The 24,019-nt window shown below is 65.9% G+C and carries 23 protein-coding genes; 2 read left to right on the forward strand and 21 right to left on the reverse strand.

Annotation, left to right across the window (positions count from 1 at the left end):
* Positions 1 to 94: 94 nt before the first annotated feature.
* The 5 genes from ACFOMH_RS18265 to ACFOMH_RS18285 are packed head-to-tail and all read right to left on the reverse strand — an operon-like array spanning position 95 to position 4,818.
* A complete protein-coding gene (locus ACFOMH_RS18265; RefSeq protein ID WP_374422084.1) occupies positions 95 to 481 on the reverse strand; it encodes a nuclear transport factor 2 family protein in 387 nt (128 codons plus the stop codon).
* 48 nt (positions 482 to 529) lie between these two features.
* The gene (locus tag ACFOMH_RS18270) at positions 530 to 1,903 is read right to left on the reverse strand and encodes an HlyC/CorC family transporter (RefSeq protein ID WP_377746270.1); all 1,374 of its coding nucleotides are present in this window, start codon (positions 1,901 to 1,903) and stop codon (positions 530 to 532) included.
* A 3-nt stretch (positions 1,904 to 1,906) separates the two neighbouring features.
* Positions 1,907 to 2,902, reverse strand: coding sequence for a tyrosine recombinase (locus ACFOMH_RS18275; protein WP_377746272.1), 996 nt, complete (start codon positions 2,900 to 2,902; stop codon positions 1,907 to 1,909).
* Between the two features lie 7 nt (positions 2,903 to 2,909).
* Positions 2,910 to 4,490: a hypothetical protein gene (locus tag ACFOMH_RS18280; protein WP_377746273.1), complete on the reverse strand. Its 1,581-nt coding sequence runs from the start codon at positions 4,488 to 4,490 to the stop codon at positions 2,910 to 2,912.
* A gap of 40 nt (positions 4,491 to 4,530) precedes the next feature.
* Positions 4,531 to 4,818 carry a hypothetical protein gene (locus ACFOMH_RS18285; RefSeq protein ID WP_377746275.1) on the reverse strand — a complete coding sequence of 96 codons (288 nt, stop codon included), beginning with the start codon at positions 4,816 to 4,818 and terminating at the stop codon, positions 4,531 to 4,533.
* Positions 4,819 to 4,950: 132 nt separating this feature from the next.
* On the opposite strand from ACFOMH_RS18285, the gene ACFOMH_RS18290 reads away from it, so the two are divergent.
* A complete protein-coding gene (locus ACFOMH_RS18290) occupies positions 4,951 to 5,487 on the forward strand; it encodes a shikimate kinase (protein WP_374422096.1) in 537 nt (178 codons plus the stop codon).
* Positions 5,484 to 6,587: a 3-dehydroquinate synthase gene (gene aroB / locus ACFOMH_RS18295; RefSeq protein ID WP_377746276.1), complete on the forward strand. Its 1,104-nt coding sequence runs from the start codon at positions 5,484 to 5,486 to the stop codon at positions 6,585 to 6,587. The genes ACFOMH_RS18290 and aroB overlap by 4 nt, the downstream gene beginning before the upstream one ends.
* Here aroB and mnhG read toward each other — a convergent pair.
* From mnhG to proS, 16 genes are all read right to left on the reverse strand, one after another.
* Positions 6,584 to 6,970: a monovalent cation/H(+) antiporter subunit G gene (mnhG, locus tag ACFOMH_RS18300; protein WP_377746278.1), complete on the reverse strand. Its 387-nt coding sequence runs from the start codon at positions 6,968 to 6,970 to the stop codon at positions 6,584 to 6,586. The two genes, aroB and mnhG, sit on opposite strands and share 4 nt — an antisense overlap.
* Positions 6,967 to 7,248: a K+/H+ antiporter subunit F gene (locus ACFOMH_RS18305; protein ID WP_374422100.1), complete on the reverse strand. Its 282-nt coding sequence runs from the start codon at positions 7,246 to 7,248 to the stop codon at positions 6,967 to 6,969. The genes mnhG and ACFOMH_RS18305 overlap by 4 nt, the downstream gene beginning before the upstream one ends.
* A complete protein-coding gene (locus tag ACFOMH_RS18310; protein ID WP_377746279.1) occupies positions 7,245 to 7,733 on the reverse strand; it encodes a Na+/H+ antiporter subunit E in 489 nt (162 codons plus the stop codon). Before ACFOMH_RS18310 ends, ACFOMH_RS18305 begins: the two co-directional genes overlap by 4 nt.
* Positions 7,730 to 9,448, reverse strand: a complete 1,719-nt coding sequence (locus ACFOMH_RS18315; RefSeq protein WP_377746296.1) for a monovalent cation/H+ antiporter subunit D — start codon at positions 9,446 to 9,448, stop codon at positions 7,730 to 7,732. The genes ACFOMH_RS18310 and ACFOMH_RS18315 overlap by 4 nt, the downstream gene beginning before the upstream one ends.
* The gene (locus ACFOMH_RS18320) at positions 9,441 to 9,791 is read right to left on the reverse strand and encodes a Na+/H+ antiporter subunit C (RefSeq protein ID WP_374422103.1); all 351 of its coding nucleotides are present in this window, start codon (positions 9,789 to 9,791) and stop codon (positions 9,441 to 9,443) included. Before ACFOMH_RS18320 ends, ACFOMH_RS18315 begins: the two co-directional genes overlap by 8 nt.
* Before the next feature lie 5 nt (positions 9,792 to 9,796).
* Positions 9,797 to 12,676, reverse strand: coding sequence for a monovalent cation/H+ antiporter subunit A (locus tag ACFOMH_RS18325; protein ID WP_377746282.1), 2,880 nt, complete (start codon positions 12,674 to 12,676; stop codon positions 9,797 to 9,799).
* Between the two features lie 110 nt (positions 12,677 to 12,786).
* Positions 12,787 to 14,208, reverse strand: a complete 1,422-nt coding sequence (locus tag ACFOMH_RS18330) for a type III PLP-dependent enzyme (RefSeq protein WP_377746283.1) — start codon at positions 14,206 to 14,208, stop codon at positions 12,787 to 12,789.
* Positions 14,201 to 14,437: an acyl carrier protein gene (locus tag ACFOMH_RS18335; RefSeq protein WP_374422108.1), complete on the reverse strand. Its 237-nt coding sequence runs from the start codon at positions 14,435 to 14,437 to the stop codon at positions 14,201 to 14,203. Before ACFOMH_RS18335 ends, ACFOMH_RS18330 begins: the two co-directional genes overlap by 8 nt.
* 15 nt (positions 14,438 to 14,452) lie before the next feature.
* Entirely contained in the window at positions 14,453 to 16,027 is a 1,575-nt protein-coding gene (locus ACFOMH_RS18340) for an AMP-binding protein (RefSeq protein WP_377746285.1), read from the reverse strand.
* A complete protein-coding gene (locus tag ACFOMH_RS18345; protein ID WP_377746286.1) occupies positions 16,017 to 16,625 on the reverse strand; it encodes a serine O-acetyltransferase in 609 nt (202 codons plus the stop codon). Before ACFOMH_RS18345 ends, ACFOMH_RS18340 begins: the two co-directional genes overlap by 11 nt.
* A gap of 78 nt (positions 16,626 to 16,703) precedes the next feature.
* Positions 16,704 to 17,738, reverse strand: coding sequence for a glycosyltransferase family 61 protein (locus ACFOMH_RS18350; protein ID WP_377746288.1), 1,035 nt, complete (start codon positions 17,736 to 17,738; stop codon positions 16,704 to 16,706).
* A gap of 143 nt (positions 17,739 to 17,881) precedes the next feature.
* Positions 17,882 to 19,072 carry an SGNH/GDSL hydrolase family protein gene (locus ACFOMH_RS18355; protein ID WP_377746289.1) on the reverse strand — a complete coding sequence of 397 codons (1,191 nt, stop codon included), beginning with the start codon at positions 19,070 to 19,072 and terminating at the stop codon, positions 17,882 to 17,884.
* A 28-nt stretch (positions 19,073 to 19,100) separates the two neighbouring features.
* The gene (locus ACFOMH_RS18360; protein ID WP_377746290.1) at positions 19,101 to 20,270 is read right to left on the reverse strand and encodes a DegT/DnrJ/EryC1/StrS family aminotransferase; all 1,170 of its coding nucleotides are present in this window, start codon (positions 20,268 to 20,270) and stop codon (positions 19,101 to 19,103) included.
* Entirely contained in the window at positions 20,267 to 21,190 is a 924-nt protein-coding gene (locus ACFOMH_RS18365) for an NAD-dependent epimerase/dehydratase family protein (protein ID WP_377746292.1), read from the reverse strand. The genes ACFOMH_RS18360 and ACFOMH_RS18365 overlap by 4 nt, the downstream gene beginning before the upstream one ends.
* Positions 21,191 to 22,315, reverse strand: coding sequence for a GDP-mannose 4,6-dehydratase (gene gmd, locus ACFOMH_RS18370; protein WP_377746293.1), 1,125 nt, complete (start codon positions 22,313 to 22,315; stop codon positions 21,191 to 21,193).
* A 168-nt stretch (positions 22,316 to 22,483) separates the two neighbouring features.
* The gene (gene proS, locus ACFOMH_RS18375; RefSeq protein WP_377746294.1) at positions 22,484 to 23,836 is read right to left on the reverse strand and encodes a proline--tRNA ligase; all 1,353 of its coding nucleotides are present in this window, start codon (positions 23,834 to 23,836) and stop codon (positions 22,484 to 22,486) included.
* Between the last annotated feature and the right edge of the window lie 183 nt (positions 23,837 to 24,019).

Below are 24,019 nucleotides of genomic sequence, written 5' to 3' on the forward strand. Positions count from 1 at the left end.
GGCCGGAACCTGCGCCCCGATCTGCGGCGGGGCGCAGCCGTTTCGGCGGCGGCGCGATAATGGCCTCCCGCCGCGACCGGCGGGCGGTTCCGGTTCAGAACGGGAAATCGTCCACCACGCGCACCCATTGGCTGCGCCATTGCGGTGGGGCATAGGGATCGGGCCAATATTCGACCTGCCTTCGGATCAGGTTGTTTTCCACGCTGTGAAAGGTGACGGCGCGGGCGGTCACGGTCCCGTCCGTCACTTCGACATCCGAAACGGCCTCATGACCATCGGCCACGACCGAGCGAACGGCAAAGCGCCATTTCCCGGCGGCCGGATAGGCGGTGTTGAGCGCCGCAAAAGCCTCGGGTCCCCGAAGATATTCCCGTGTCTGCGGCATGTAATATTCGAATCCGGGATCCAGCCAGCGGCTTGCATGATGAAAGTCGTTCGTGGCCATGGCCTTCCAGAAGGCAAGGATCAGTTCCCGGGACAAGCGTCTCTCCTGTCGTTCGTGCGGCAAGGGGGGCGTTGAAATACGGGCCTATTCCCCGATTTCCAGCGGCCGGACCCGCAGGCGGGTGATGCGGTTTTCGCGCCGTGCCACCACCTCGAAACGATAGCCTTCAAAGGAAAACACCTGCCCGGGCGTCGGGATCGACTGGGCCATGTGGATGACCAGCCCGGCCAGGGTATTGGCCTCGTCATCGGGCAGGGTCCAGTCCAGCGCCCGGTTCAGGTCGCGGATGGTCATGGCGCCATCGACCAGATAATCGCCCTGCGGATCGGGGGACAGCGATTGCACGGCATCGGTGTCATGTTCGTCGGTGATCTCGCCGACGATTTCCTCAAGGATATCTTCCAGCGTGATCAGCCCGCGCAGGCTGCCATATTCGTCGACGACCAGCGCGAAATGCGTATGCCGGCGCAGAAATTCGCGCAGCTGTTCGTCCAGCGCCGTGGTGTCGGGCACGAAATAGGGCGGCATGGCGGTGCTGAGAACGTCGAAATCCTTCAACGCCTCGGGGCCCTTGTCCTGAATCGCCCGGCGCACGCCGCGCAACAGATCCTTGGCATGGATGACGCCGACCACATTCTCGCGCTCGCCGCGATAGACGGGCAGGCGGGTATGGGGGCTTTTGAGCACCTGTTCCAGCACCGCGTCGGCGGGCAGTTCGGCGTCCAGCATCTGGATCCCCGAACGGTGCAGCATGATTTCCTCGACCGAGCGTTCGCCCAGATCCAGCGCCCCCATCAGAAGGTCGCGTTCCTCCTTTTGCACGGCGCCGCTGGAATGGCCGATGGCCAGCGCGCCGGCGATTTCCTCCTGCACGGAAAAGACCAGCCCTGATCCATCGGCGCGGATCCCGAAAAGCGCAAGGATCCCGCGCACGATCAGCCGCACCACGGTCACGATGGGCGACATGATCCGGGTCACGATGCCGATGGGCCGGGCGACACGACTGGCCAGATCCTCGGGGGCGAGAATGGCATAGGTCTTGGGCAGGACCTCGGAAAAGATCAGGACCAGCACCGTCATCACCAGCGTCGCCGCCGCCACGCCGCTGCTGCCCAGAAGCCGGGTAAAGAGCGCGGTCGCAAGGCTGGCGGAAAGGATGTTGACGACATTGTTGCCCAAGAGGATCGAACCGATCAGCCGCTCGCTGTCCTCGGTCACCGAAAGCGCCCGCTGTGCGCCCCGGTCGCCCTTGTCGGCGCGCGCCCGCAGCTTGGCCCGGCTTGACGCCGTGAGCGCCGTCTCGGACCCCGAAAAGAACCCCGAAAGCGCCAAAAGCACCACGATTGCACCCGCCGTCAGCCACAGCGTCAGGTCATAGCCCGGCGCGGCGGCAGCGGCGGCTTCGGTCGTGGCGACGGCGGTGCCTGCGGCAGCGGCCGGGGCGGTCAGGGAAAACATCGCTTACTCTTCGTTCCGGGGCGGTTGGGCCAGCGGGTGATGGTTCAGCACCAGATCGCGCATGCGCGCATCCAGCACATGGGTATAGATTTCGGTCGTGCCCAGATCGGCATGGCCAAGCAGCGTCTGGATCGCGCGCAGATCGGCGCCGCCCTCCAGCAGATGGGTGGCAAAGGCGTGGCGGATCACATGCGGCGAGACGCGGGCCGGATCGACGCCCGCCAGCGCCGCGAGTTGCCCCAGAAGCGCGTTCATCGCCTGTCGGGTCATGTGCCCCTGTTGGCTGGGGGCGGGAAAGAGCCAGCGTGCGCCGCGCCCGGCAACCAGTTTGCCCAGCGGGCTGTCGGCGGGCGCGCGGTCGCGCAGGACCAGCCACGCGCTCAGCGCGCGCCGCGCCGGCGCGCTGAGCGGCACCATGCGTTCCTTGCCGCCCTTGCCCCGGATCAAAAGCAGCGCCGGATCGCCCCGGCAGGCGCTGACCGGCAGCGAGACCAGCTCGCTGACCCGCATGCCGGTGGCATAGATCAGCTCGACCAGCACCAGATTGCGGGCGCGTTCCAGATCGTTGCGGCCCAGCCGCGGCAGGGCGTCGATCATGGCCTGAACCTCGGCCCGGTCCAGCGTTCTGGGCAGGCGCTGGGTGCGGCCGGGGCCGTGGATGCGGCCGGCGGGGTCGTCCTCGCGCCAGCCCTCGTCCAGCGCAAAGCGGGTGAATTGCCGGATCGAAGAGAGCCGCCGCGCCCGCGTCGCCCGCGACAGGCCCTCGGCGTCGCAATGGGTCAGGTAATCCTCGACCCCTTCGCGCGGAACCGTGAGCAGGTCCTGACCGCGCGCCGCCAGCCAGTCGCTGAAATCCATCAGATCGCGCCCATAAGCCAGAAGCGTGTTGCGCGCGGCTCCGGATTCGGCCGCCTGCGCGTCCAGAAACGCCGAGATGCGGTTGCCGGCCCGGCCCCCCGTGCCGGGGGCGGCGGTGCTGGCTTTCCTTCCGCCGGCCATCGCGCCCCTACCTTTGGCTGCGGGTGCCGGGCTGGGCGATCAGCACCGGCGCCAGGATCAGCTCGACGGCGGCCTGACGGGCGATTTCCTGTTGGCCCAGAGCGCGCAGCGTGCGCAGCCCCTGGGCCGCGCGGTTCAGATCGCCGTCGAGGCCCGCATCGGTATCCGCGATGGCGCCCAGCATCGCCTCGCCGCGCTTTCCGGCCAGGATCAGCGCCGCCGCCGCCTGTGGAACATCCCGTTCCGAGGGGCCGAGAAACGCGGGAAACAGCAAAGCCGCGCGCGCCGCGGGTTCCCCCGCGCCGGGGGGCGGGGCCGCTTCGGGTTCGCCATCGGCGAAACGCAGCAGCCATTGGTCGAACTCGGTCAGATCGGCGGCGGGTTTCTCGACTACCTGCGGCTGCGCGGCCTGCAAGGCCAGCCAAAGCGCGATCTGGCCCGGCCGCCCGGTCAGCCCCGATGCGCCAAGCTCGGCCCCGGTCATATCGGCCAGCGCCGGCCCCAGCCCGGCGGCCAGCATCGTTTCATAAGCCGTGGGCAGCGCCTTGGCCAAGGCTTCGGGATCGCGCGCCGCCAAGGCCGCGTCCAGCGCCTGAATCGCCGTCGCCCGGTCCCAGACCCCGCCCGAGGCGGCCGGCCGCTGTTCCAGATAGATCATGCGCAGCTGCGAGGCGGGAATGGCGCCCGCGCGCGCCAGCCGTTCGGCCGCGTCGAGCCGCGCCTTCCAGCCGCCATGGTGATCCAGATCGGCCAGCGCGAAGGCCAAGGGCAGGTTCGTCGAGGGCAGGGGCTGGCCGATCGCCTCATGCAGGCGCAATTGCAGGGGCGTCACCACCTCGGGCGGGGTCAGTTCCTCGGTCTGGTCGGAATAGCCGTCATCCAGATATTGCGCGAGCAGGGCCGACATCTGCGGGTCGATCTTGCCCATGGTTTCGGCGCCGTGAAAGACCAGCGCCGCCGCCGGCCAGTCGCCGCCAAGCGCGAGACAGAAGATGCGGGCCGGAAAGCTGGGCGCGACGCCGGGGGTGCGGTCCATGATCTCGCAGGCGCGGGCCTCGTCGCGCGACAAAAGATCGATGTCGAAAAGCCGCCGAAAGCGTTCGGGATGGGCGGGGCCGGCGGCTTGCAGCAATTCCTTGGCCGCGCCCGTCGCCCCCATGTCCAGAAGCTTGTCGACACGGGCCAGAAACAGCGCGCCTTCCTGACCGGGGCCGGCGGCCGGCGGTTGCAGCTGGGCGGCAAGGATGCGGCGTTCCAGCCGGCGCAGCGCCGGCAGGCGCGGGGGCGGGCCGCCGATCAGCCGCACCAGCGTCTCGACATCGCTGGGCCCCCACAGATTCGGCGTCAGCCCGGCGCTGCGCGGCGAAACCGTGCCCTTGCCATCGGCATTGCCTTCGCCGAGCCGGGTGACGCCGACCGGCTCGACCGCGCCGGTCGCCGCGATCTCGCGCTGGGTGTTGCTGCGCAGATTGGGCGGGCGTTTGTCGCCGGGGCGCCAGGACGAGATATTGTCAGGCTGCTTGACGCTGCCCGACAGCCAGTCGCTGGCCGAAAGCGGGGTCTCGGCCAGCGCGGGGGTCGCGGTCACGCCCAGAACAGCGAAGAGCAGCGGGCGAAGTCGGAAAAGATCAGTCGAGGTCATTTTGTCCAGCCACCGCGCCGTGATCGGTCGCGGCGGTCGCATCCGGGGTGTCCTGTCCGGCGGGCGCGGCATCTGCGCCCGCATCGGAATTTCCTGTCGCATCGGCGGCCGCATCCGCGCCGGCGGTCGGAGCGGGGGCTTCGACCCCAAGATCCAGCTGCACCGGCATGCGCATCTCTTGCGGGTCCGAGCTCATGTCGCCGAAATAGGCGTAGCCGGCCAGTGCCGCCAGAACCAGGACCAGCAAAACCACCACCACTTTCAAAAGCCGCATGAAAAGCCCTTTCCGCCTCGAATTTATCTTGTCGCACCGGTCTTATGCCGGGCCGCGCGAAATATATATGGCATTTCCGGAAAGATCACGCCATCAGTCACACGGTTTCAAATGGAGGGGCCCGGACGGGTGATGCGGCAAAACATCGTGCTGATCGGAATGATGGGGGCGGGCAAAACCGCAATCGGGGGCGAACTTTCGCGCCGGTTGGGTCGCCCCTTCTCGGATACCGATGTCGAGATCGAGCGCGCCGCCGCCATGACCATCCCCGAAATTTTCGCCCGCGACGGCGAGGAATTCTTTCGCGCCCGCGAATCAGAGGTGCTGGGCCGGGTGCTGGCGTCGGGGCGGGGAATCGTCTCGACCGGGGGCGGCGCGTGGCTGCGGCCGGAAAACCGGGCGCGCATCGGCGCGCATGGGGTTTCGGTCTGGCTGGATTGCGATCTGGAAACGCTGTGGCACCGGGTCCGGCAGCGCCCGACGCGGCCCCTGTTGCAGACCGCCGATCCGCGCGGCACGCTGGAACGGCTCTTGAACGAACGCAGGCCGGTCTATGCGCTGGCCGATATCCGCGTCGCCGCCCGACGCGGCGACAGCATCGAAGAAACCGCGAATCGCGCCATCGAGGCGATTCACAGCCATGATCCCGCCATCCTGGAGACCATATGATGACCGAGACCGTCCGCGTCGATCTGGGCGCGCGTTCCTATGACGTGCGGATCGGGCAGGGGCTGCTGGCCCGTGCGGGACAGGAAATCACCGCCCTTGCGGGGCCCCGGCGCGCGGCAATCCTGACCGACGAAACCGTGGCGGCGCTGCATCTGCCGGACTTGCAGGCGGGGCTGGCCGAGGCGGGGATCACGGCCACGTCGCTGGCGCTGCCCGCGGGCGAGGCGACCAAGAACTGGACCGCGCTCGGTCAGGCGACCGAATGGCTGTTGTCCCAAAAGATCGAGCGCCGCGATCTTGTGATCGCGCTTGGCGGCGGGGTGATCGGCGATCTGGCCGGTTTCGCCGCCGCGATCCTGCGGCGCGGCGTGCGTTTCGTGCAGATCCCGACCTCGCTTCTGGCACAGGTGGACAGTTCGGTCGGCGGCAAGACCGGCATCAACAGCCCGCAGGGCAAGAACCTGATCGGCGCCTTTCATCAGCCGTCGCTGGTTCTGGCCGATATCGACGTGCTGACGACGCTGACCCCGCGCGATTTCCGCGCCGGTTACGGCGAGGTGGCGAAATACGGCCTTTTGGGCGATGAGGGCTTTTTCGACTGGCTCGAGGTCAATGCCGCCGGGCTGGCCGGGGATGCGGCCCTGCGCCAGCGCGCGGTGCGCCATTCGGTGCAGATGAAGGCCGATATCGTCCAGCGCGACGAAACCGAACAGGGGGATCGGGCGCTGCTCAATCTGGGCCATACCTTCGGGCATGCGCTGGAATCGGCGACCGGCTATTCGGACCGGCTTTTGCATGGCGAGGGGGTGGCGATCGGCTGCACCCTGGCATTCGAGCTGTCGGCGAAGATGGGGCTTTGCAGCCAGGAGGCGCCGTCACGGGTCGCCGCGCATTTTGCCGCGATGGGCCTGCCGTCGCGCATCGGCGACATTCCCGGCCATCTGCCCGATGACGAGGCGCTGATCGCGCTGATGGCGCAGGACAAGAAGGTTCAGGACGGCCGGCTGCGTTTCATTCTGGCACGCGGGATCGGACATGCCTTTGTCACCGACGATGTCGATCCGGCCCAGCTGCGCCAGGTGCTGGCGCAGTCGCGCTAATCGGTCCTGTCCGTCGCCGAAGCGGGCGGCCGCATCCGGGGCGGCACGATTTCGTCATGACCCAGCTTGGTGTCGCGGTCGCGGCGCAGCGCCGCGCGGCCCAGCATCAAAAGCGTGATCGGCGTGGTGACGGTGATGAAGATGCCGATGACCAGTTCATGGACGACGGCGCGCCCCTCAAGCAGGGAAAACATCAGCATCGAGGCGATGATGATAAGAAGCGTGCCGCCGCTATAGCCCAGCGTCTGGGCATGCAGGCGCTGGTAAAAGCTTTTCAGCCGCACCACGCCAATCCCGCCCAGCAAGGTCATGCTGGCCCCGATCACCACGCATAGCGCGACGAGAATTGCGGCCCAGGGCGGCAATTGTTCAAGATGTCTCATTCGATGACCTCGCCGCGCATCAGGAATTTGGCCGCGCAGACCGTCGCCACGAAACCCAGCACCGCGATGACCAGCGCCGCCTCGAAGAAAAAGACATTGCCATTGCCCATGCCGATGACCAGAAACAGCAGCATCGCGTTGATATACATGGTGTCGAGGCCCAGCACCCGGTCCTGTGCGCGCGGGCCGCGCAGCATCCGCCAGCAGGCCAGCGCAAGCGCCAGGATCAGCGCGATCTGCGCATAGGTCAGCGCCAGGTTCAGGATCAGCGCGCTCATTCGAAAATCTCCATCAACAGGGCCTCATAGCGGTCGCGGATCAGGCTTTGCCAATCGGCATCGCTGCGCAGGTCCAGCACATGCAGCAAAAGCCGGCTGTCGCGGCGTTCATATTCCACCCAGGCCGTGCCCGGCGTCGCCGTCAGAACCAGCGCCAGAACGGCGATGGCATTGGGATCGCGCAGCCGCAGGTTCAGTTCGATGAACCCGGAGTGATAGCTCGGGTGATCCGGCCCAAGGATCAGGATCCGCGCGACCGCGATATTCGATCGCACGACATCGCGCGCGACGATCCCCAACAGCCGCGGCACCAGCCACCAGCGCCGGAAATGCGGGCGCGGGGGATGCATGTGCCCCACCACCCAGCCCGCGACCAGCGCGATCACCCCGCCAAGCAGCAGATGGCCCAGCGAAAACGCTGTCAGCAGCAGCCAGACCAGAACCAGTGCGGCCGACAGCACCGGATGCGGGATCAGGCGGTTCATTCCGGGCCCCCATTGTCCTTGGGCGTATCCTTGGGCGTCGGCAAGTCGGGGGCGATATTGGCGGTCGGTGCGGCGCGCACATCCATGGCCCCGGCCAGCACCGCGTCGCGATAGGTGCCCGGCACCAGCAGCGCCGCTGCCGTGGCCTGGGTATAGTTCAGCAGCGCGTCCGCGCGCAGCGTCTGCAAGCCGATCATGCCCAGAAGGATCAGCACCGGGATCACCTCAAGCGCAAGGATGCGCGGCGCCGGCCCCTCATGCCCCCAAAAGCGGCGGATGCCGAAACGCATCAGCGCGATCAGCGCCCCGAGCCCCGACAGGATCAAAAGCGTGGCATAGACCCAAAGCAGCACCGGCAATTCGCCGGTGGGCTGCATATTGTCCTGAACCGCGCCGCGCAGGATGGCGAATTTGCCGATAAAGCCCGGCAGCGGCGGCAACCCCGCCAGCATCCCTGCGACCAGCGCGAAACAGACCCCCATGGTCAGCCAGCTGGCGGTGCGGGTGCTGGCGGGGGCGGTGGTGTCCTCGACCGTGTCCAGCCCCATCGGCGCCCAGTCATGGGCGCCCGCATCGTCATCGGCGCGCGCCTCGTCGGGATCGTCGCGGCGGCGCACCGGCTCGGCGATCAGGAAAAAGGCTGCGATGGCCGCGGTCGAGCCGATCATATAGTAAAGCGCGCCCCCCAGCATCAGCGCGCCACCGCCCGCCTGCGCGAAGCCGATTGCCGCGAGCACCGTCCCCGACGAGATGATCGCCAGATAGCCGCCCTTGCGGCCAAGATCGTCGGTGCCCAGAATGCCGATGGTGCCAAAGCCCATGGTCAGCATGCCGGCAATCATCAGCGCCGGCGCCCCGAACCCCGCCGATGGCCCCGCATCCGGCCCCAGCACCAGAAGCGACAGCCGCAGGATGACGTAAAGCCCGACCTTGGTCATGATCGCCATCATTGCCGCCGCCGGCGGCGAGGCCGCCGCATAGGTCGGCGGCAACCAGAAGCATAGCGGCCATGCCGCCGCCTTGATCAGGAAGGCCAGCCCCAGAAAGGCGGCGGCGGCATGCAAAAGCGCCCGGTCCGGCCCGTCCAGCCAATGCAGCGCCCGCCCGATATCGGCCATGTTGAGCGTCCCGGTGGTGCCATAGACCAGCGCGACCCCGACCAGAAACAACAGCGATGCCGCAAGGTTGATGGCGATGTAATGCAGCCCGGCCTTGATCCGCTCGGGCCCCGATCCGTGCAGCATCAGCCCATAGGACGCCGCCAGCATCACCTCGAAAAAGACGAAAAGGTTGAACAGGTCCCCGGTCAGAAAGGCGCCGTTGACGCCGGCCAGCAGGAACTGGAACATGCTGTGATAATGCTGGCCCTTGCCGTGCCAGCCGGCCGCCGCATAGATCAGCGAGGGCGCCGCCAGAAGCGCGGTCAGCATCACCATCAGCACCGAAAGCCGGTCCAGCACCAGCACGATCCCGATCGGCACCGGCCAGTCGCCCAGCCGGTAAAGCCCGACCACGGTGCCGCCGCGCTCGGTCGCGGATTTCACATCGGCCACCAGCTCAAGCGAGACAAGGAATGTCAGCGCCACCGCCACCAGCCCGATCAGCAGCTTGGTCTGGCGAAAGCGGTCGTTGTAAAACAGCATGATCGCGCCCGCGACCAGCGGGATCAGGATCGGGGCGGCGATGATGTGATCGGGGGCAATGCCTTCATTCATGGTGGTCACGCTCGCGCCCGTCGACATGGTCGGTGCCGGTGACGCCGCGCGCGGCGATCATCACCACCAGAAACAGCGCCGTGGTGGCAAAGCTGATGACGATGGCGGTCAGCACCAGCGATTGCGGCAAGGGATCGGCATAGGCGGTTGGGTCGACAAAGCCGCCCTTGGGCATGATGGGTGCGGCGCCGACATAAAGCCGGCCCATGGCAAAGATGAACAGGTTCACCCCGTAAGCCAGCAGGCAAAGCCCGACGATGACCTGATAGGATCTGGGCCGCAGCATCAGCCAGACGCCGGATCCGACCAGCACGCCAATGGCCAGGGCAAGGATGATCTCCATCGTTCTCAGCCCTCCTTTCCGGGATTGTCGCCGCGGCGCGGGCGCGGGGCCACGCGCAGCGACTGGTGGGCGATGGCGATCAACATCAGCACGATAGCACCCAGCACCAGCGCAAAGACCCCTAGATCGAAGAGCATCGCGGTCGAAAACGGCACTTTGCCGATCACCGGGATATCCAGATATTGCGCATGCGCGGTCAGGAACGGATAGCCAAAGACCCATGACCCGACACCGACCGAGGCCGCCGTGATCAGCCCGACCCCCATCCAGCGCATCGGCAGCACCGTCAACCGCGCCTCGACCCAGCGCGCGCTGGTGGCCACATATTGCAGCAAGAAACCGACGGCCAGCGTGACCCCGGCGGCGAACCCGCCCCCCGGCAGGTCATGGCCGCGAAAGAACAGATAGGCCGAAAGCGCGATGATCGGCGCGAACATCCATTGCATCAGCACCGCCGGCACGAACAGGTAATCCTCAAGCGCCTGTTCCTCGGCATCGCGTTGCGGGCGCGGGCGGGTGACGCTTTCGGGGGCCGGGCGGAACCGGCGCAGCAGCGCATAGACGGTCAGCCCGACCACCGCCAGCACGGTGATTTCGCCGAATGTGTCAAAGGCGCGGAAATCGACCAGAATGACGTTGACGACATTGGTGCCGCCGCCCTCGACATAGGAATTGCGCAGGAACCAGTCCCCGACCGAGGCGCCCGGCCGCGTCAGCAACACCGCCAGCGCCATCGCGGTCATGCCGCTGCCGCAGGCGAGCGCGATCAGAAGGTCGCGAAAGCGCCGCGCCCGGGCCGGCAGGTGGCGGTCGCCCAGGATTTCCTCGTCACGCTTGGGCAGCCAGCGCAGGCCCAGAAGCAAAAGCGCGGTGGTCGCGATTTCGACCAGAAGCTGGGTCACCGCCAGATCGGGCGCCGAAAGCCAGACGAAGGTGGCACAGGTCACCAGCCCCGCACCCCCCATCAGGATCAGGGCCGCGAAACGGTGATATTTGGCCTGCCATGCCGCGCCGATGGCACAGGCGCCGCCAACGATCCAGAGCGCGGCGAAGACCAGCTCGCGTGCCGTGGGCTGGTTCAGATCGATATTCCAGTCCAGATCGCGCAGCGCGAACCAGCCGCCGGCCAGCGCCAGAAGCACCGCCGCGCGCAGCTGTGCCTGCAAGCCATGGGCCGAAAGCAGGCGCAACAGGCTGCGCGGCAGGCGCATGGTCAAAAGCTCCATCCCTCGGTTGTATTGACGGGCCAGATCCAGCCGCCGCATCAGGCGGGTGCTGTCCTCGCCCGAATCGATGATGCCGCGCGGCAGCAGATAGATCAGCACACCCAGCCCCATCGCGATCAGGCTCATGATCAAAGCCGGGTTCACGCCATGCCAGATCTTGAGGCTGAAATACGGCAGATCCGGCCCGATCAGCGCCGCGCTTGCGGTTTTCAGCCAACCGCCCAGCACCTCCTGGGGCAGGATGCCGACCGCCAGACAGATCGCCACCAGCACCGCGACCGGCAACCGCATCAGCAGGGGCGGCTCATGCGGCTGTTGCGGCAGATCGGTGGCGGGTGGCCCGAAAAAGACCTTGACGATGAAGCGCAGCGAATAGGCCGTGCTGAAGGCCGCCGCCAGCACCGCGATATAGGGCGCCGCATTGTCGAGCGGGCTGCCATTGTTCCAGACATAGGTCGCCTCGAAGAACATTTCCTTGGACAGGAACCCGTTCAGAAGCGGCACCCCCGCCATCGCCCCCGAGGCGATGATCGCCAGCGTTGCCGTGATCGGCATCACCCGCGCCAGCCCCGACAGCCGACGCATGTCGCGGGTGCCGGTTTCATGGTCGATGATGCCGGCGGCCATGAACAGCGAGGCCTTGAAGACCGCGTGATTGACGATGTGGAACACCGCCGCGATCAGCGCCATCGGCGTGCCGATCCCGGCCAGCGCGGTGATCAGCCCCAGATGGCTGATCGTCGAATAGGCCAGAAGCCCCTTGAGATCGTGTTTGAACAGCGCCACCGCCGCGCCCATCAGCATGGTCGCAAGCCCGATCCCGGTGACCAGCTGGAACCATTCATCGGTGCCCCCGAGCGCCGGCTGGAACCGCAAAAGCACGAATACCCCGGCCTTTACCATGGTCGCGGAATGCAGATAGGCCGAAACCGGTGTCGGCGCGGCCATGGCATTGGGCAGCCAGAAATGGAACGGAAACTGCGCCGATTTGGTGAAGGCGCCCAAAAGAAACAGGATCAGCACGGTGGGATAAAGCCGGTGGCCGGTGATCTGCGGCCCGGCCCGCAGCACGTCCGCAAGCTGATAGCTGCCGGCGATCTGGCCGATCAGCACCATTGCCACCAAAAGGCAAAGCCCCCCCGACGCGGTCACGATCAGCGACATCCGCGCGCCCGCCCGCGCATCCTGTCGGTGATACCAATAGCCGATCAGCAGAAATGAAATCAGGCTGGTCAGTTCCCAGAACACCACCAGCATGATGATATTGCCCGAAAGCACCATGCCCGACATGGCGCCCGCAAATGCCAGAAGACAGGAATGCAGCCGGGGCACCGGGTCCTCGGGCGCCATGTAATAGCGCGCGTAAAGAAAGACCATAAGCCCGATTCCCGCGACCAGAACCATGAAAAGCCACGAAAAACCGTCCAGCCGAAAGGTCAGGTCCAGCCCGATGATGCCGATCCAGTCGACCCGGCCCTCGATGCTGTGGCCGTTCGTCACCTCGGGGTAAAGCGCGCCCAGCACGACCAGCACCAGCAGCATGGTCAGCCCCGCCAGCCATGTTTCCGCGTTGCGCGCATGGGCGGGCAGGGTGGCGGCCAGCGCGGCCGCGACAAATGGCGCCAGAACAAGCACAAGCAACAGGTTCTGCGCGACCATCGCAATCCTTTCCGATAAGGGGGCTTGCGCGATGATAGTCGTGCAGGTGCAGAAAACACAACCGGATCGGTCGGGAAATTCGCCGCCAAATTCGCGGCTTCAGCAAGTTGTTATCGCGCGCCGTCGGTACGGGTGGGATCGGTGCCGCGGTGGGGGCGGTCCTCGCCGATCCGGGTGATGTCCCGAAGCTGTCCGCCCGTCATCAAGACCTCGCGCGGCAGGGGATGGCCGATGAAATAAAGCGGGCTGGCGCTGGGACCATAGGCGCCGCAGGCATGGATGGCGATCAGGTCGCCCGCCTCGAGCCGGGGCAGCACGACCCCGCCGCCCAGCTTGTCGATCGAGGTGCAGAGCGGGCCGGAAATATCCTGCTTTTCGATCGGCCGCGCGCCATCTTCGTCGCCGCCGATGCGGTGAATGAGATAGTTGCGCCGCAGCACCATGCCGAAATTGCCCGAGGCCGCCAGATTGGCGTTCATCCCGCCGTCGCAGATCGCGATCCGCGTGCCGCGCGACTGTTTGACCGACACGACGCGGGTGACGAACCAGCCGGCCGGCCCGATCAGATAGCGGCCCAGCTCAAGCACCAGCCTGGTGCCGACAAAACGCGGATCGGCGCGGAACGTATCCAGTTCGGGGCCGATGGCCGCCGCGATCGCCCCCAGATCCAGCGTCGCATCGCCGGGGTGATAGGGAATGCCCAGCCCGGCCCCGAAGATCAGCTTTTCGGGGCGCAGGTTTTGGGCGGTGCAAATGTCGGAAAACACCTGCATGAAGATGCGCCAGTTCTCGCAGATCGCGTCAGGCCTGAGGCATTGGGTGCCGGAATAGATATGCAACCCGATGATGCGCAGATGCGGCAAGCGGGCGATCCGGGGCAGGATCTCGGCCGCGTCCTCGACATCGATGCCAAAGGGGCTGGGCCGGCCGGCCATCTGGTCGCCAAAGCCTTTGGGCACGCGGGCCGGCGCGATGCGCACCAGAACCGGCTGCACGCGCCCGGTCCGGGCGGCGATGGCATTGGCCAGCTCGGCCTCGCGCAGGCTTTCCAGCACCAGCTCGCCCAGACCGGTCTCAATGGCGGCGCGCAGTTCGGGTTCCTGTTTGGCGGGTCCGGTAAAGCTGATCCGGGCCGGATCCCAGCCGGCCTGTCGGCTCAGCGCCAGTTCCCCCCCCGACGAGATGTCCAGAAAATCCAGCCGATCCCGCATCCAGTCCAGAAGCGCGGGGTTGGGATTGCTTTTGACGGCAAAGCTGATTGCGAACCAGCGCCCCAGATGGGCGCGCAGATCGGCCAGCCGCTCGCCGGCCAGATCGGTGCAATAGACGTAGGACGGCGTGCCGAACCGTGCCGCCGCCGCGCCCAGACGGGCGTCGAGGAGTGGCGTTGCGACAGGGGCGATTGATGCGGGGACGGGGGGTGCGGGGTTGGCCGATACCGTCTCGGCCGAAATGGGTCGGGGGGACGCCTCTGCGGTCCCGGCGGGCGCGGGTGCGGCGGCGTCGGGGCCGGGGGCGCGCGACTCAGCCAAGGCCCGCGACATATCCGAGAATGGCGTCGATGCTGTCGAAATTGTCCAGCGTGACATCGCCCGGCTGGACCTGCATGCCGGTCTTTTGTTCGACAAAGGCAATCAGCCCGATCATCGACACCGAATCCAGCATCCCCGATGAAAACAGCTCTGTCTCACCCGAGATCGGCTCGTCGATATTCAGCTCGGTCTGGACATAGGTGATAAGATCGTCCCTGCTCAGCGTCATGCGGCTTGCCTTTCCCTAGTCTTGCGGCGCGGCGGCCATGGCGGCCGCCACGATGGCGGGGCGGTCCAGTTTGCCGCTGGCGGTGCGCGGCATGGCCCCGTCCCAACTATAAACATGTCGCGGCCGCATGTAATGGGCCAGGGCGCGGGCGCAATACATGCCAAGCGCCTGGGCGTCGCCCTGCGGCAGATAGGTCACGGCGACATGGACCGCCTGACCCAGATCCGGGTCCTCGACGCCCCAGGCCACGACATCGCCGACCAGCCCGCTTTGGGCGATGGCGTCCTCGACCTCGGTGGGCGAAAGCCGGAAGCCCAGCGTCTTGATCATCTCGTCCATGCGGCTGACGAACCACAGATCGCCATCCGCGTCCACCCGCACCAGATCGCCCGACCAGACCACGGGCTGATCGCCGATCAGATGCGACAGTTCGGCGCAGGGGCGGATTTTCTGCGCCGTCACCTCGGGCTTTTCCCAATAGCCCATGCTGACCAGCGGCCCGGCATGGACCAGTTCCCCCTGTTCGCCGGGGCCGGCAATCCCGATCCCGGGCTTAATGGCAAAGACCTGGGCATTCGGGATCTGGCGCCCGATCGACCCCATCTTGGCGGCGAATTTCGACGGCGGCAGATAGGTCGAGCGAAAGGCCTCGGTCAGCCCGTACATCAGATAGATATCGACGCCCGGAAACACCCGCGGCAGCAGCTCAAGGATATTGGGGGGGATCTTGCCGCCGGTATTGGTGATGCGCCGAAGCGCCGGCAGATCGGTCGGATTATCCACCAAAAGACGCACGATCTGGTTCCACAGCGGCGGCACGCCGGCAAGGCCGGTGACGGATTGCGCCTGAGCCATGCGGATGATTTCGGCCGGCATGGTCAGCGGTTGATGGATGATCGTGCCGCCGGTCAACAGCATCGTGGTCAGCTGATTGAGCCCGGCATCGAAGCTGTAGGGCAGCACCGAAAGCAGCCGGTCGCTGTCATCCAGCCCCAGATATTCCGCGACCGAGATCGCGCCGACGCGGATATTGCGATGCGACAGCATCACCCCCTTGGGCGCGCCGGTCGAGCCCGAGGTATAGATGATCATCGCAAGCCCCGCCGGGTCGCATTCGTCGGGCGCGGCACCGCTGTCGGCCGCAAGGGCCTGCCAAAGGTCCGCGCCCTGGGCAAGACCCTCGGCCTTGCCCTGAACCAGAAAAGCCGTGTCCTTGGACAGGGCGTTGTCGCCGCTCAGCCCGGCCAGCGCCCTGGCCGGCAGGATCGCCGCCCGGGCGCGGCAGTCGCGCGCCACATAGGCCAGCTGCGCGGGCGTCCAGCGCATGTTCACATTGACCACGACCGCGCCGATCTTCCAGGCGCCGAACATGGCCGCGACCTCGTCGATGCCCTTGCGCAGATGCACGATCACCCGGTCGCCCGGCCGGATGCCGCGCGCCCGCAACCAGTCGGCGACGCGACCGGCCTCGGCGGCAAGCCCGGCATAGCTGATGCTGCGGTCCGGATCGACGGCGGCGATCTTTTCGGCGCGCTGCGACAGGTTGTCGCTCAGCATCCGCCACATGATGCGGTCGAAATCACTTTGCATCGGGGGCGGTCCTTTTCGCGCCGGCATTCCTGGCGCCCGTGCCCTTGGAACTTGTGTCCTTGGAACTCGTGTCCTTGGTGCCGGCGCCAAAGATCGGCAGATTGGGATATATCCGCGCGGGCGAGCCGATGACCACCGAATCGGGCGGCACATTCGTGGTCACCGCGGTATTGGCGCCGATGCGCACCCGGTCGCCCACCTTGATCCGGCCCAGCACCGCCGAGTTCACCCCGATGAACACGTCATCGCCGATCACCGGCGCGCCCGGTCCCATATTGGTGCCGATGGTGACGTTGTGCATGACGCCGACCCGGTCGCCGATCACCACATCGGGATGGATGGACAGCGAACCTTCGGCATGGATGATGTGGAAATCCTCTCCGATGCGGACCTGCGGCGGAATCCAGACCTTGGTGATGTTCAAAATCAGGAATTTCTGAAGACCGTAAAGCTTGGTCGCAAGCCAGCGCAGCGCGGGATTGCGGATGCCGATTGCCCAGCGTCCATAGCGATAGACGACCAGCGAAACGAAGGCCGGATCGGTCAGCGAACCGCCGTGACGCCGATAGTCTTTTCGCAGGTTTTCGAACATTGCCATAGACTTGCAGAATCAATTTATCAGAACAAATACCCGCTAACATTTCTGCCACATATGCCGCAGAACTCAACCTGACTGTTAGGACGGGTTTTCTGCATTCCGGGCCGCAATCAGGTCAAGAGTGCGCTGAATCTGGTCCCATTCGACGCGAAATCCCTGTGCGGTGCCGTCGCCCACCAGCATGGCATAGCCCTGTCGCCAGCAATCGGTGAGCAGTTTCAGCGAGGTCGTCACCCGGTCCGCCGGTTGCAGCGTCATCACCGTGCCGCCCGGCGCCATGCCGATGACGCCATGGGCAAGCTGGCTGCCCTCGACCCCCATGACCAGATCGGTGGCGCCGACCGCGCGGGCGATATCATCGACATCGTCGCGGTCAAGATGGATGATGTGAAAGCCCTGTTCCGCCTCAAGCCGTTCGGCGATCTCGGCCTCGTTTTCCAGAATGCGGGCATCGCCCGAACGCCCGCGAAAGATAAAGACGCCGGGCAGCGGGCGGGACGGGGTCGCTGGGACAAGGCGAGCGCGGTTCTCTTGTGCGCGGGCCTGACGGTGGCTGTTGTTGTGCAGGTCGTCAAACAGGATCAGCTCGTCGAAATGCACATCGCCGATATGTTCCGGCGCCAGTCCAAGCCGCGCGACATAGCCCGCGATATGGCCCCCGCGCGGCGCGGCCGAGGTCACCGGCCGCCCCGCAGCCTCGGCCAGCCGGTAGGCCAGGCAATCGTTCAAAAGCCAGTTGCCGAACCAGCGATTGCCGATCCAGCTTTCGTAAAGCGCCCCGGTGATCGCCCGCGCCGGCCGCGCATAGGTCAAGCCGGCATGGCGGCGTTCGCGCAGATGCATCTCGGCGCCGCGCGCGTAAAGCACGCCATCGACGAAATCCACATCGCGCAGCCGATAGCCCATGGTTGGCGGCGTCCATTCGGCGGGGTTGCCGCGCATCTGATCGATGATATCGGGCAGATCGCCGAATTCGGTGCGGGCGATATAGTCGATCTGGTCGGGCAGCCAGATGCCGGCGGGGATATCGACGCTTTCCGCCGGACAGATTTCCCAACGCTCGACGGCCGCGTCGAACAGCGCCTTGCGCGGCGCCCCGATCAGGCGGGGCAAACGATTGATGAGGGGGCGGAATGACGGCATCGGACCTGCCTTGGATCGGTTCTGGACCCGTGGCCGGGCCGGTTTGCGGACCTGCTTGCCGGGGGGCGGCAGGCGGATGGGATCATGGCGCGGGCCATGCGGGGGCCATGGGCTCAGCCGTTCCAGCCGGGCAGCGTGTCGCGAATGGCCTTGTCCAGTTTCTCGGCGATCATCGCGTGATCTTGCAACGAAGGATGCCACAGACAGGCCGTGCGCTGCAAATCCGGCAGCACGACCAGCCCCACCCGGGTGTCGCCCTTTGCCGCCAGCGCCCCCGCCGCCTCGCGATAGGGACGGACAAGATCGTCGCCATATTCGCCAAAGGCCAGCAGGATCAGCGCGGCGCCGGGATGTTCGTCAAGCCGGGCCTGCGCGAACCGGATCAGCGCCGGGCCGAAATCCTGCGACAGCCGCGCCGCATCGGGCCATGGCTCGCCCGCCGCGATATCCGAGCCGAAATCGTTCGAGCCAAGCCCGATCACCAAAAGGTCGGCGCGCTGTTCGGGCAGGCGCGCGGCCGCCGGATCCGAAGGCAGGGCCAGCGGATAAAGCGCGCGCATGGTCCGGTCGGGCGCGGCCCCGCCGTAATTTCGCAAAAGCCCAAGCCCGGAACGCGCGACGATCCGGTAATCCGCGTCAAAGGCCGCCGCCACCCGCGCCGGAAAGCTGAGACTGGTATCGGTGGCCGAAAAGATCTGTTCCGAGCTGCAATCGCGCCGCTGCGCGGTATTGCCAAAGCCCACCGTATCCGAATCGCCGATGAATTCGATCAGCCGGGCCAGCGGCGGCGGCGCCGGGCGGACGGCCCCGGCGCTGTCGACGAAAAAGCCGTCGAATTCGGCCGGGCCCCGGCTTTCGCTGATCCGTTCGGCGCGGATCAGATGCTCGCCCGGCGGCAGGCCTTCGATGCGCAGATCCTTCTGCCCGGGGCGCGCGACCTCGACCCAGCCCCCGTCAAGCGAGATGCGCCAATGATCGACGCTGTCATTGAGCCGCAGCGTGACGGCACTGGCGTGGAAATGCGCCTCGGCATGCAGGCCGGGCCATTCATGCATCACGCCGCCCGGGGTTTTCGCCGCGGCCGTCCGGCCGGTGATCCGCGCGGGCAGGGCCGTCATCCCGTCCCGGGGCGCGGTCAGCCGGGCCGAAAACGGCGCATCTGGCGCAAGCCTGAGCACCGGCACCGGCGTCGCGGGATAGGGGACGCGCGGCCAGAGCAGAGAGGCCGCGATCCCCGACCCCGCCAGCACCATCAGCGCCAGCCCCAGAAACAGGCCAAGTCTTTTGCCGCCAAGCCTTCGCATGCGCCCCATCCGTGACGGCCCGGCGATCCTAGTTGCGGAAATCCGCGACGATCCCGATCGCCTCGCCGATATCGTAGTGATGATTTCCAATAAAGAAACCGTTGTGATCGATGTCCTCGGCATGGGTCATGGCGCCATGCAGGCTGTGATCCATCATCGCCAGCACCGGGTTCTTGGTGAAATTGCCGCTGACGATGGGGCGCGTCTCGAACCCCAGCGCGTCAAAGCGCGCCAGCACCTCGCGCCGGCTCAGCCCCGTCCCGGGCCGCAGGATCAGCGCAAATCCGAACCAGCTGCTGTCACCCGTCTCGCGCTGGATGCGAAACAGCGGATGATCGGCCATCGCGCGGCTCCACAATGCGCCATTCGCCCGCCGCCCTTCGATCAGCGCCGGCAGTTTCTTTACCTGCTCACGCCCCAGCGCGCCCGACATTTCCAGCGGGCGCAGATTGTAGCCGGGCAGGACAAAGCGAAAGCTTTCCTCGAACGGGTCGTCGCTTTTCTCGCCGGTCAGGCGGTTGAATTTCGGCAGGTTGCGGGTCCAGCCATGTGCGCGCAGCGCCAAGAGGATGTGGTAAAGCTCTTCGTCATCGGTGACGACCAGCCCCCCCTCCATGGTCGAGATGTGATGCGAGAAAAAGCACGAAAACGTCCCCATGACCCCGAAAGTGCCGGTCTGGCGGCCGCCAAAGGTCGCGCCCATGGATTCGCAATTATCCTCGATCAGAACGATGCGGCGGGACCCGATCAGGGCGCGGATCGCATCGAAATCATTGGGATTTCCCAACAGGTTCACCGCCATGATCGCGCGCGTGCGCCCGCTGATGGCGCTTTCCAGCGCGCCAAGGTCATAGTTCAGCGTATCGGCGTCGATATCGACGAATTTCAGGTGCAGCCCGTATTGGTGCAGCGGAAAATAGGTCGTCGACCAGGACACCGCCGGCACGATCACCTCGTCGCCCGGCATCAGCCGCAGATCGGGATTCTGCGTGTAGCGCAGCGCCGCCACCATGGCGAGATTGGCCGAGGATCCGGAATTCACCATCACCGCATGACGGCTGCCGGTGAACCGGGCGAAATCGGCCTCGAACGCCGCGACCTCGGCGCCCATGGAATAGCGGTCCGAGGCGATGACGCGCTGCAAGGCCGCCTGTTCGGCCTCGTCCCAGCTTGAGGTCGCAAGCGGAAAGCGGATCATCCGGTCACCTTCAGGTAATGGGCATAGGTGGCGGCAATGCCGTCGCGCAATGCGGTTTGCGGCGCCCAGCCCCATGCCGTCTGGCGCGACACATCCATGAGCTTTTGCCGCATCCCGACCGGACGCGTCAGATCGTGAAGAAAGCGGCCCTGCCAGCCGATCACCTCGGCGGCAATGCGGTAATAATCGTTGATGGAATGGTCATGCCCGGGGCCGACATTCATCACCGGCGGCACCGCTTGGGGATCCTTCAGTGCCCGCAGGATCGCATCCGCCAGATCGGGCGCATACATGAATTCGCGCCGCGCAGCGCCATCGCCCCAGATCTCGACCGTGTCTACCCCGGCAGTCGTGGCCCGGTGCAACTTGTCGATGATCGCAGGGACCAGATGCGACCGGCCGGGGTCGAACTTGTCATGCGCCCCGTAAAGATTACAGGGGATCAGCGTGCGCCAGATCAGCCCGGGATCCTGACTTGCGGCATATTCGACCAGCCGCATGGCCATGATCTTGGCCAGCGCATACCCCTCGTTGCTGGGTTCCAGCGCGCCGGTCAGAATGCGGTCCTCGGTCAGGCCATGGCCCAGCCCGGCCGGATAGACACAGCTCGAGGCAAGGTTGATCAGCACCGGCACCCGTGCCGCGCGCGCCGCCTCGATCACGTTCAGCCCGATGCGAGCATTTTCGGCGAGATAGCGCACCGGCTCGGCCAGATTGGCCTGAATGCCGCCAACCAGACCCGCCGCATGAACGACCGCATCGGGCCGATGCCGCGCCAGAAAGGCGTGCAGGGCGCCGGTATCCATCAGGTCCAGCTCGGCCCGCGACGGTGCCAACACCTCCCATTCCGCAATGCCGGGATGGTCGCGCAGATTGCGCCCGACCATGCCCCCCGCGCCGGTGATAAAAAGCCGCGCCACCTATTTCCCCTCGACCGCGACCGGCTCGGCCATGCCGTGATGGCGCAAAAGCGCGTGACGCCGCGCGATGCGCAGATCCGATGCCACCATTTCGGCGATCATCTCGGGCAGGGTGGTTTCGGGCTTCCAGCCCAGCTGGCGATGCGCCTTGCCGGCATCGCCCAAAAGGGTCGCGACCTCGGCGGGGCGGAAATATTTCGCATCGATCCGCATGATCACATCGCCGGGGCTGAGCGCCGGCGCCATATCGCCCGTGATGGCGGCGACCACCCCGATCTCATCGACGCCGCTGCCCCGGAATTCCAGGGCGATGCCCAGCTCGGCCGCGGCCCAGATCAGGAACTGGCGCACGGAATGCTGCGCGCCCGTCGCGATGACGTAATCGTCCGGCGCATCGCATTGCAGCATCAGCCATTGCATGCGCACATAGTCGCGCGCATGGCCCCAGTCCCGCAGCGCATCCAGATTGCCCATATAAAGACAATCCTCCAGCCCCTGCGCGATATTGCACAAACCCCGCGTGATCTTGCGGGTCACGAATGTTTCGCCCCGGCGCGGGCTTTCATGGTTAAAGAGAATACCGTTGCAGGCAAAAAGCCCGTAGGCCTCGCGATAATTCACCGTCATCCAATAGGCGTAAAGCTTGGCCACCGCATAGGGGCTGCGCGGATAAAAGGGCGTCCGCTCGGTCTGCGGCGTCTCGCGCACCAGCCCGTAAAGCTCGGAGGTCGAGGCCTGATAATAGCGCGTCTGCCCCTCAAGGCCCAGAAAGCGGATCGCCTCAAGCAGCCGCAGCGCGCCCAGCGCATCGACATCGGCGGTATATTCGGGCGTCTCGAAACTGACCGCGACATGGGATTGCGCGCCCAGGTTATAAACCTCGTCGGGGCGGATCTCGGCCATGATCCGGGTCAGGTTGGATGTATCGGTCAGATCGCCGTAATGCAGGAAAAACCGCGGCTGCGCCTCATGCGGATCCTGAAAGATGTGATCGACCCGCTGGGTGTTGAAGGACGAGGCGCGGCGCTTGATGCCATGCACCTCATAACCCTTGTCCAGCAGAAATTCGGCCAGATAGGATCCATCCTGCCCGGTTACCCCGGTGATCAAAGCCTTTTTCGCCAAGCCGCCTCTCCCGCAATCGCCCGGGGCGCAGGGAAACCGCCCGGGCCCGGGATGTCAACGCCGCCTGAAAACATGGCGCGCGGCACGGCCATGCGGGGCACGGCTCATGCCATCTTCCATGTTCAAATATCCATCGGACCGCGCAACCGGCGCCGACCGCGACGCCACTTAAAGCGCGGCCTCGAAAACCGGCCGATAGATCTCGCGCAGCCGCTCGATCGCCTCGGCGGGCGACATCTCGACAGATTCGCCCGTCCGGCGCGAGGTCAGCTCGACCTTGTTCGCCGCAAGTCCGCGCGGACCCACCGTGATCCGCCAGGGCAGACCGATCAGGTCCATGGTGGCGAATTTCGCCCCCGCGCGCTCGTCGCGGTCGTCGTAAAGCGGATCAAGCCCCGCGCCCTTCAGCTCGCGGTAAAGCGCCTCGCAGGCGCTGTCGGTCGAGGCATCGCCCTGTTTCAGATTGACGATCCCGACATGATAGGGGGTCACGCCCTCGGGCCAGATGATGCCTTTTTCGTCGTGATTGGCCTCGATGATCGCGCCCAGAAGCCGGGAAACGCCGATGCCGTGGCTGCCCATATGGACCGGCACGCGGCTGCCATCGGGGCCGACGACGGTCGCGCCCATCGGCTCGGAATACTTGGTGCCGAAATAAAAGATCTGGCCGACCTCGATGCCGCGCGCGCTGCGACGGCGGTCCTCGGGGACCTTGTCGAAGATCGCCTCGTCATGGGTCTCGTCGGTGCGCGCATAGCGGCTGGTGAATTCCTCCAGCACGGCCTGGCACTCTTCGACGCTGTCATAGTCGATCTGGCGGTCGCCGAATTTCAGATCGGTGATCTCGCTGTCATAGAACACCTCGGATTCGCCGGTCTCGGCAAGGACAAGGAATTCATGGGTATAGTCGCCACCGATCGGGCCGCCATCGGCGCGCATCGGAATCGCCTGCAACCCCATGCGCTCATAGGTGCGCAGATAGCTGACCAGATGCCGGTTATAGGCATGCAGCGCGTCTTCCTTGGTCAGGTCAAAGTTGTAGCCGTCCTTCATCAGGAATTCGCGCCCGCGCATGACGCCGAAACGCGGCCGGATCTCGTCGCGGAATTTCCACTGGATGTGATACAGCGTCAGCGGCAGGTCCTTGTAGCTGTTCACATGCGACCGGAAGATGTCGGTGATCATCTCCTCGTTGGTGGGGCCGTAAAGCATGTCGCGCTTGTGGCGGTCGGTGATGCGCAGCATCTCTTCGCCGTAATCGTCATAGCGGCCCGACTCGCGCCACAGATCGGCGGGTTGCAGCGTCGGCATCAGCATCGGGATATGGCCGGCGCGCTGTTGTTCCTCATGCACGATCTGTTCGATCCGGCGCAGGGTCTTGTGGCCCAGCGGCAGCCACGAATAGATCCCCGCCGCCTGCTGCTTGATCATGCCGGCGCGCAGCATCAGCCGGTGGCTGACGATCTGGGCCTCTTTGGGGTCTTCTTTCAGGACGGGCATGAAATAGCGCGACAGACGCATGGCGGTATCCTTGTTAGCGGTCGGCACGGGTTAGCGCAGAGCGGCTGACGGGGCAACGCCTTCCTTGCAAGTCCCCCGCCGAGGCTTCAACCCACATTCTCCAAGTAAGTCGCTGATTTCGCTGTCGTAATCGTGATATTTCGCATATAAATCATGGCGTTGACGGCTGCGAGGGGCGCGTTT

The sequence above is a fragment of the Paracoccus mangrovi genome (assembly GCF_042648425.1).
GTDB classification, from domain to species: Bacteria; Pseudomonadota; Alphaproteobacteria; order Rhodobacterales; family Rhodobacteraceae; genus Paracoccus; species Paracoccus mangrovi.

Excerpts from the sequence above, each read along its gene's own strand:
- ACFOMH_RS18270 (WP_377746270.1), bottom strand. The coding sequence starts at position 1,903 with ATGTTTTCCCTGACCGCCCCGGCCGCTGCCGCAGGCACCGCCGTCGCC.
- ACFOMH_RS18275 (WP_377746272.1), bottom strand. The coding sequence starts at position 2,902 with ATGGCCGGCGGAAGGAAAGCCAGCACCGCCGCCCCCGGCACGGGGGGC.
- ACFOMH_RS18285 (WP_377746275.1), bottom strand. The coding sequence starts at position 4,818 with ATGCGGCTTTTGAAAGTGGTGGTGGTTTTGCTGGTCCTGGTTCTGGCG.
- ACFOMH_RS18290 (WP_374422096.1), top strand. The coding sequence starts at position 4,951 with ATGCGGCAAAACATCGTGCTGATCGGAATGATGGGGGCGGGCAAAACC.
- aroB (WP_377746276.1), top strand. The coding sequence starts at position 5,484 with ATGATGACCGAGACCGTCCGCGTCGATCTGGGCGCGCGTTCCTATGAC.
- mnhG (WP_377746278.1), bottom strand. The coding sequence starts at position 6,970 with ATGAGACATCTTGAACAATTGCCGCCCTGGGCCGCAATTCTCGTCGCG.
- ACFOMH_RS18305 (WP_374422100.1), bottom strand. The coding sequence starts at position 7,248 with ATGAGCGCGCTGATCCTGAACCTGGCGCTGACCTATGCGCAGATCGCG.
- ACFOMH_RS18310 (WP_377746279.1), bottom strand. The coding sequence starts at position 7,733 with ATGAACCGCCTGATCCCGCATCCGGTGCTGTCGGCCGCACTGGTTCTG.
- ACFOMH_RS18315 (WP_377746296.1), bottom strand. The coding sequence starts at position 9,448 with ATGAATGAAGGCATTGCCCCCGATCACATCATCGCCGCCCCGATCCTG.
- ACFOMH_RS18320 (WP_374422103.1), bottom strand. The coding sequence starts at position 9,791 with ATGGAGATCATCCTTGCCCTGGCCATTGGCGTGCTGGTCGGATCCGGC.
- ACFOMH_RS18325 (WP_377746282.1), bottom strand. The coding sequence starts at position 12,676 with ATGGTCGCGCAGAACCTGTTGCTTGTGCTTGTTCTGGCGCCATTTGTC.
- ACFOMH_RS18335 (WP_374422108.1), bottom strand. The coding sequence starts at position 14,437 with ATGACGCTGAGCAGGGACGATCTTATCACCTATGTCCAGACCGAGCTG.
- ACFOMH_RS18340 (WP_377746285.1), bottom strand. The coding sequence starts at position 16,027 with ATGCAAAGTGATTTCGACCGCATCATGTGGCGGATGCTGAGCGACAAC.
- ACFOMH_RS18345 (WP_377746286.1), bottom strand. The coding sequence starts at position 16,625 with ATGGCAATGTTCGAAAACCTGCGAAAAGACTATCGGCGTCACGGCGGT.
- ACFOMH_RS18355 (WP_377746289.1), bottom strand. The coding sequence starts at position 19,072 with ATGCGAAGGCTTGGCGGCAAAAGACTTGGCCTGTTTCTGGGGCTGGCG.
- ACFOMH_RS18360 (WP_377746290.1), bottom strand. The coding sequence starts at position 20,270 with ATGATCCGCTTTCCGCTTGCGACCTCAAGCTGGGACGAGGCCGAACAG.
- proS (WP_377746294.1), bottom strand. The coding sequence starts at position 23,836 with ATGCGTCTGTCGCGCTATTTCATGCCCGTCCTGAAAGAAGACCCCAAA.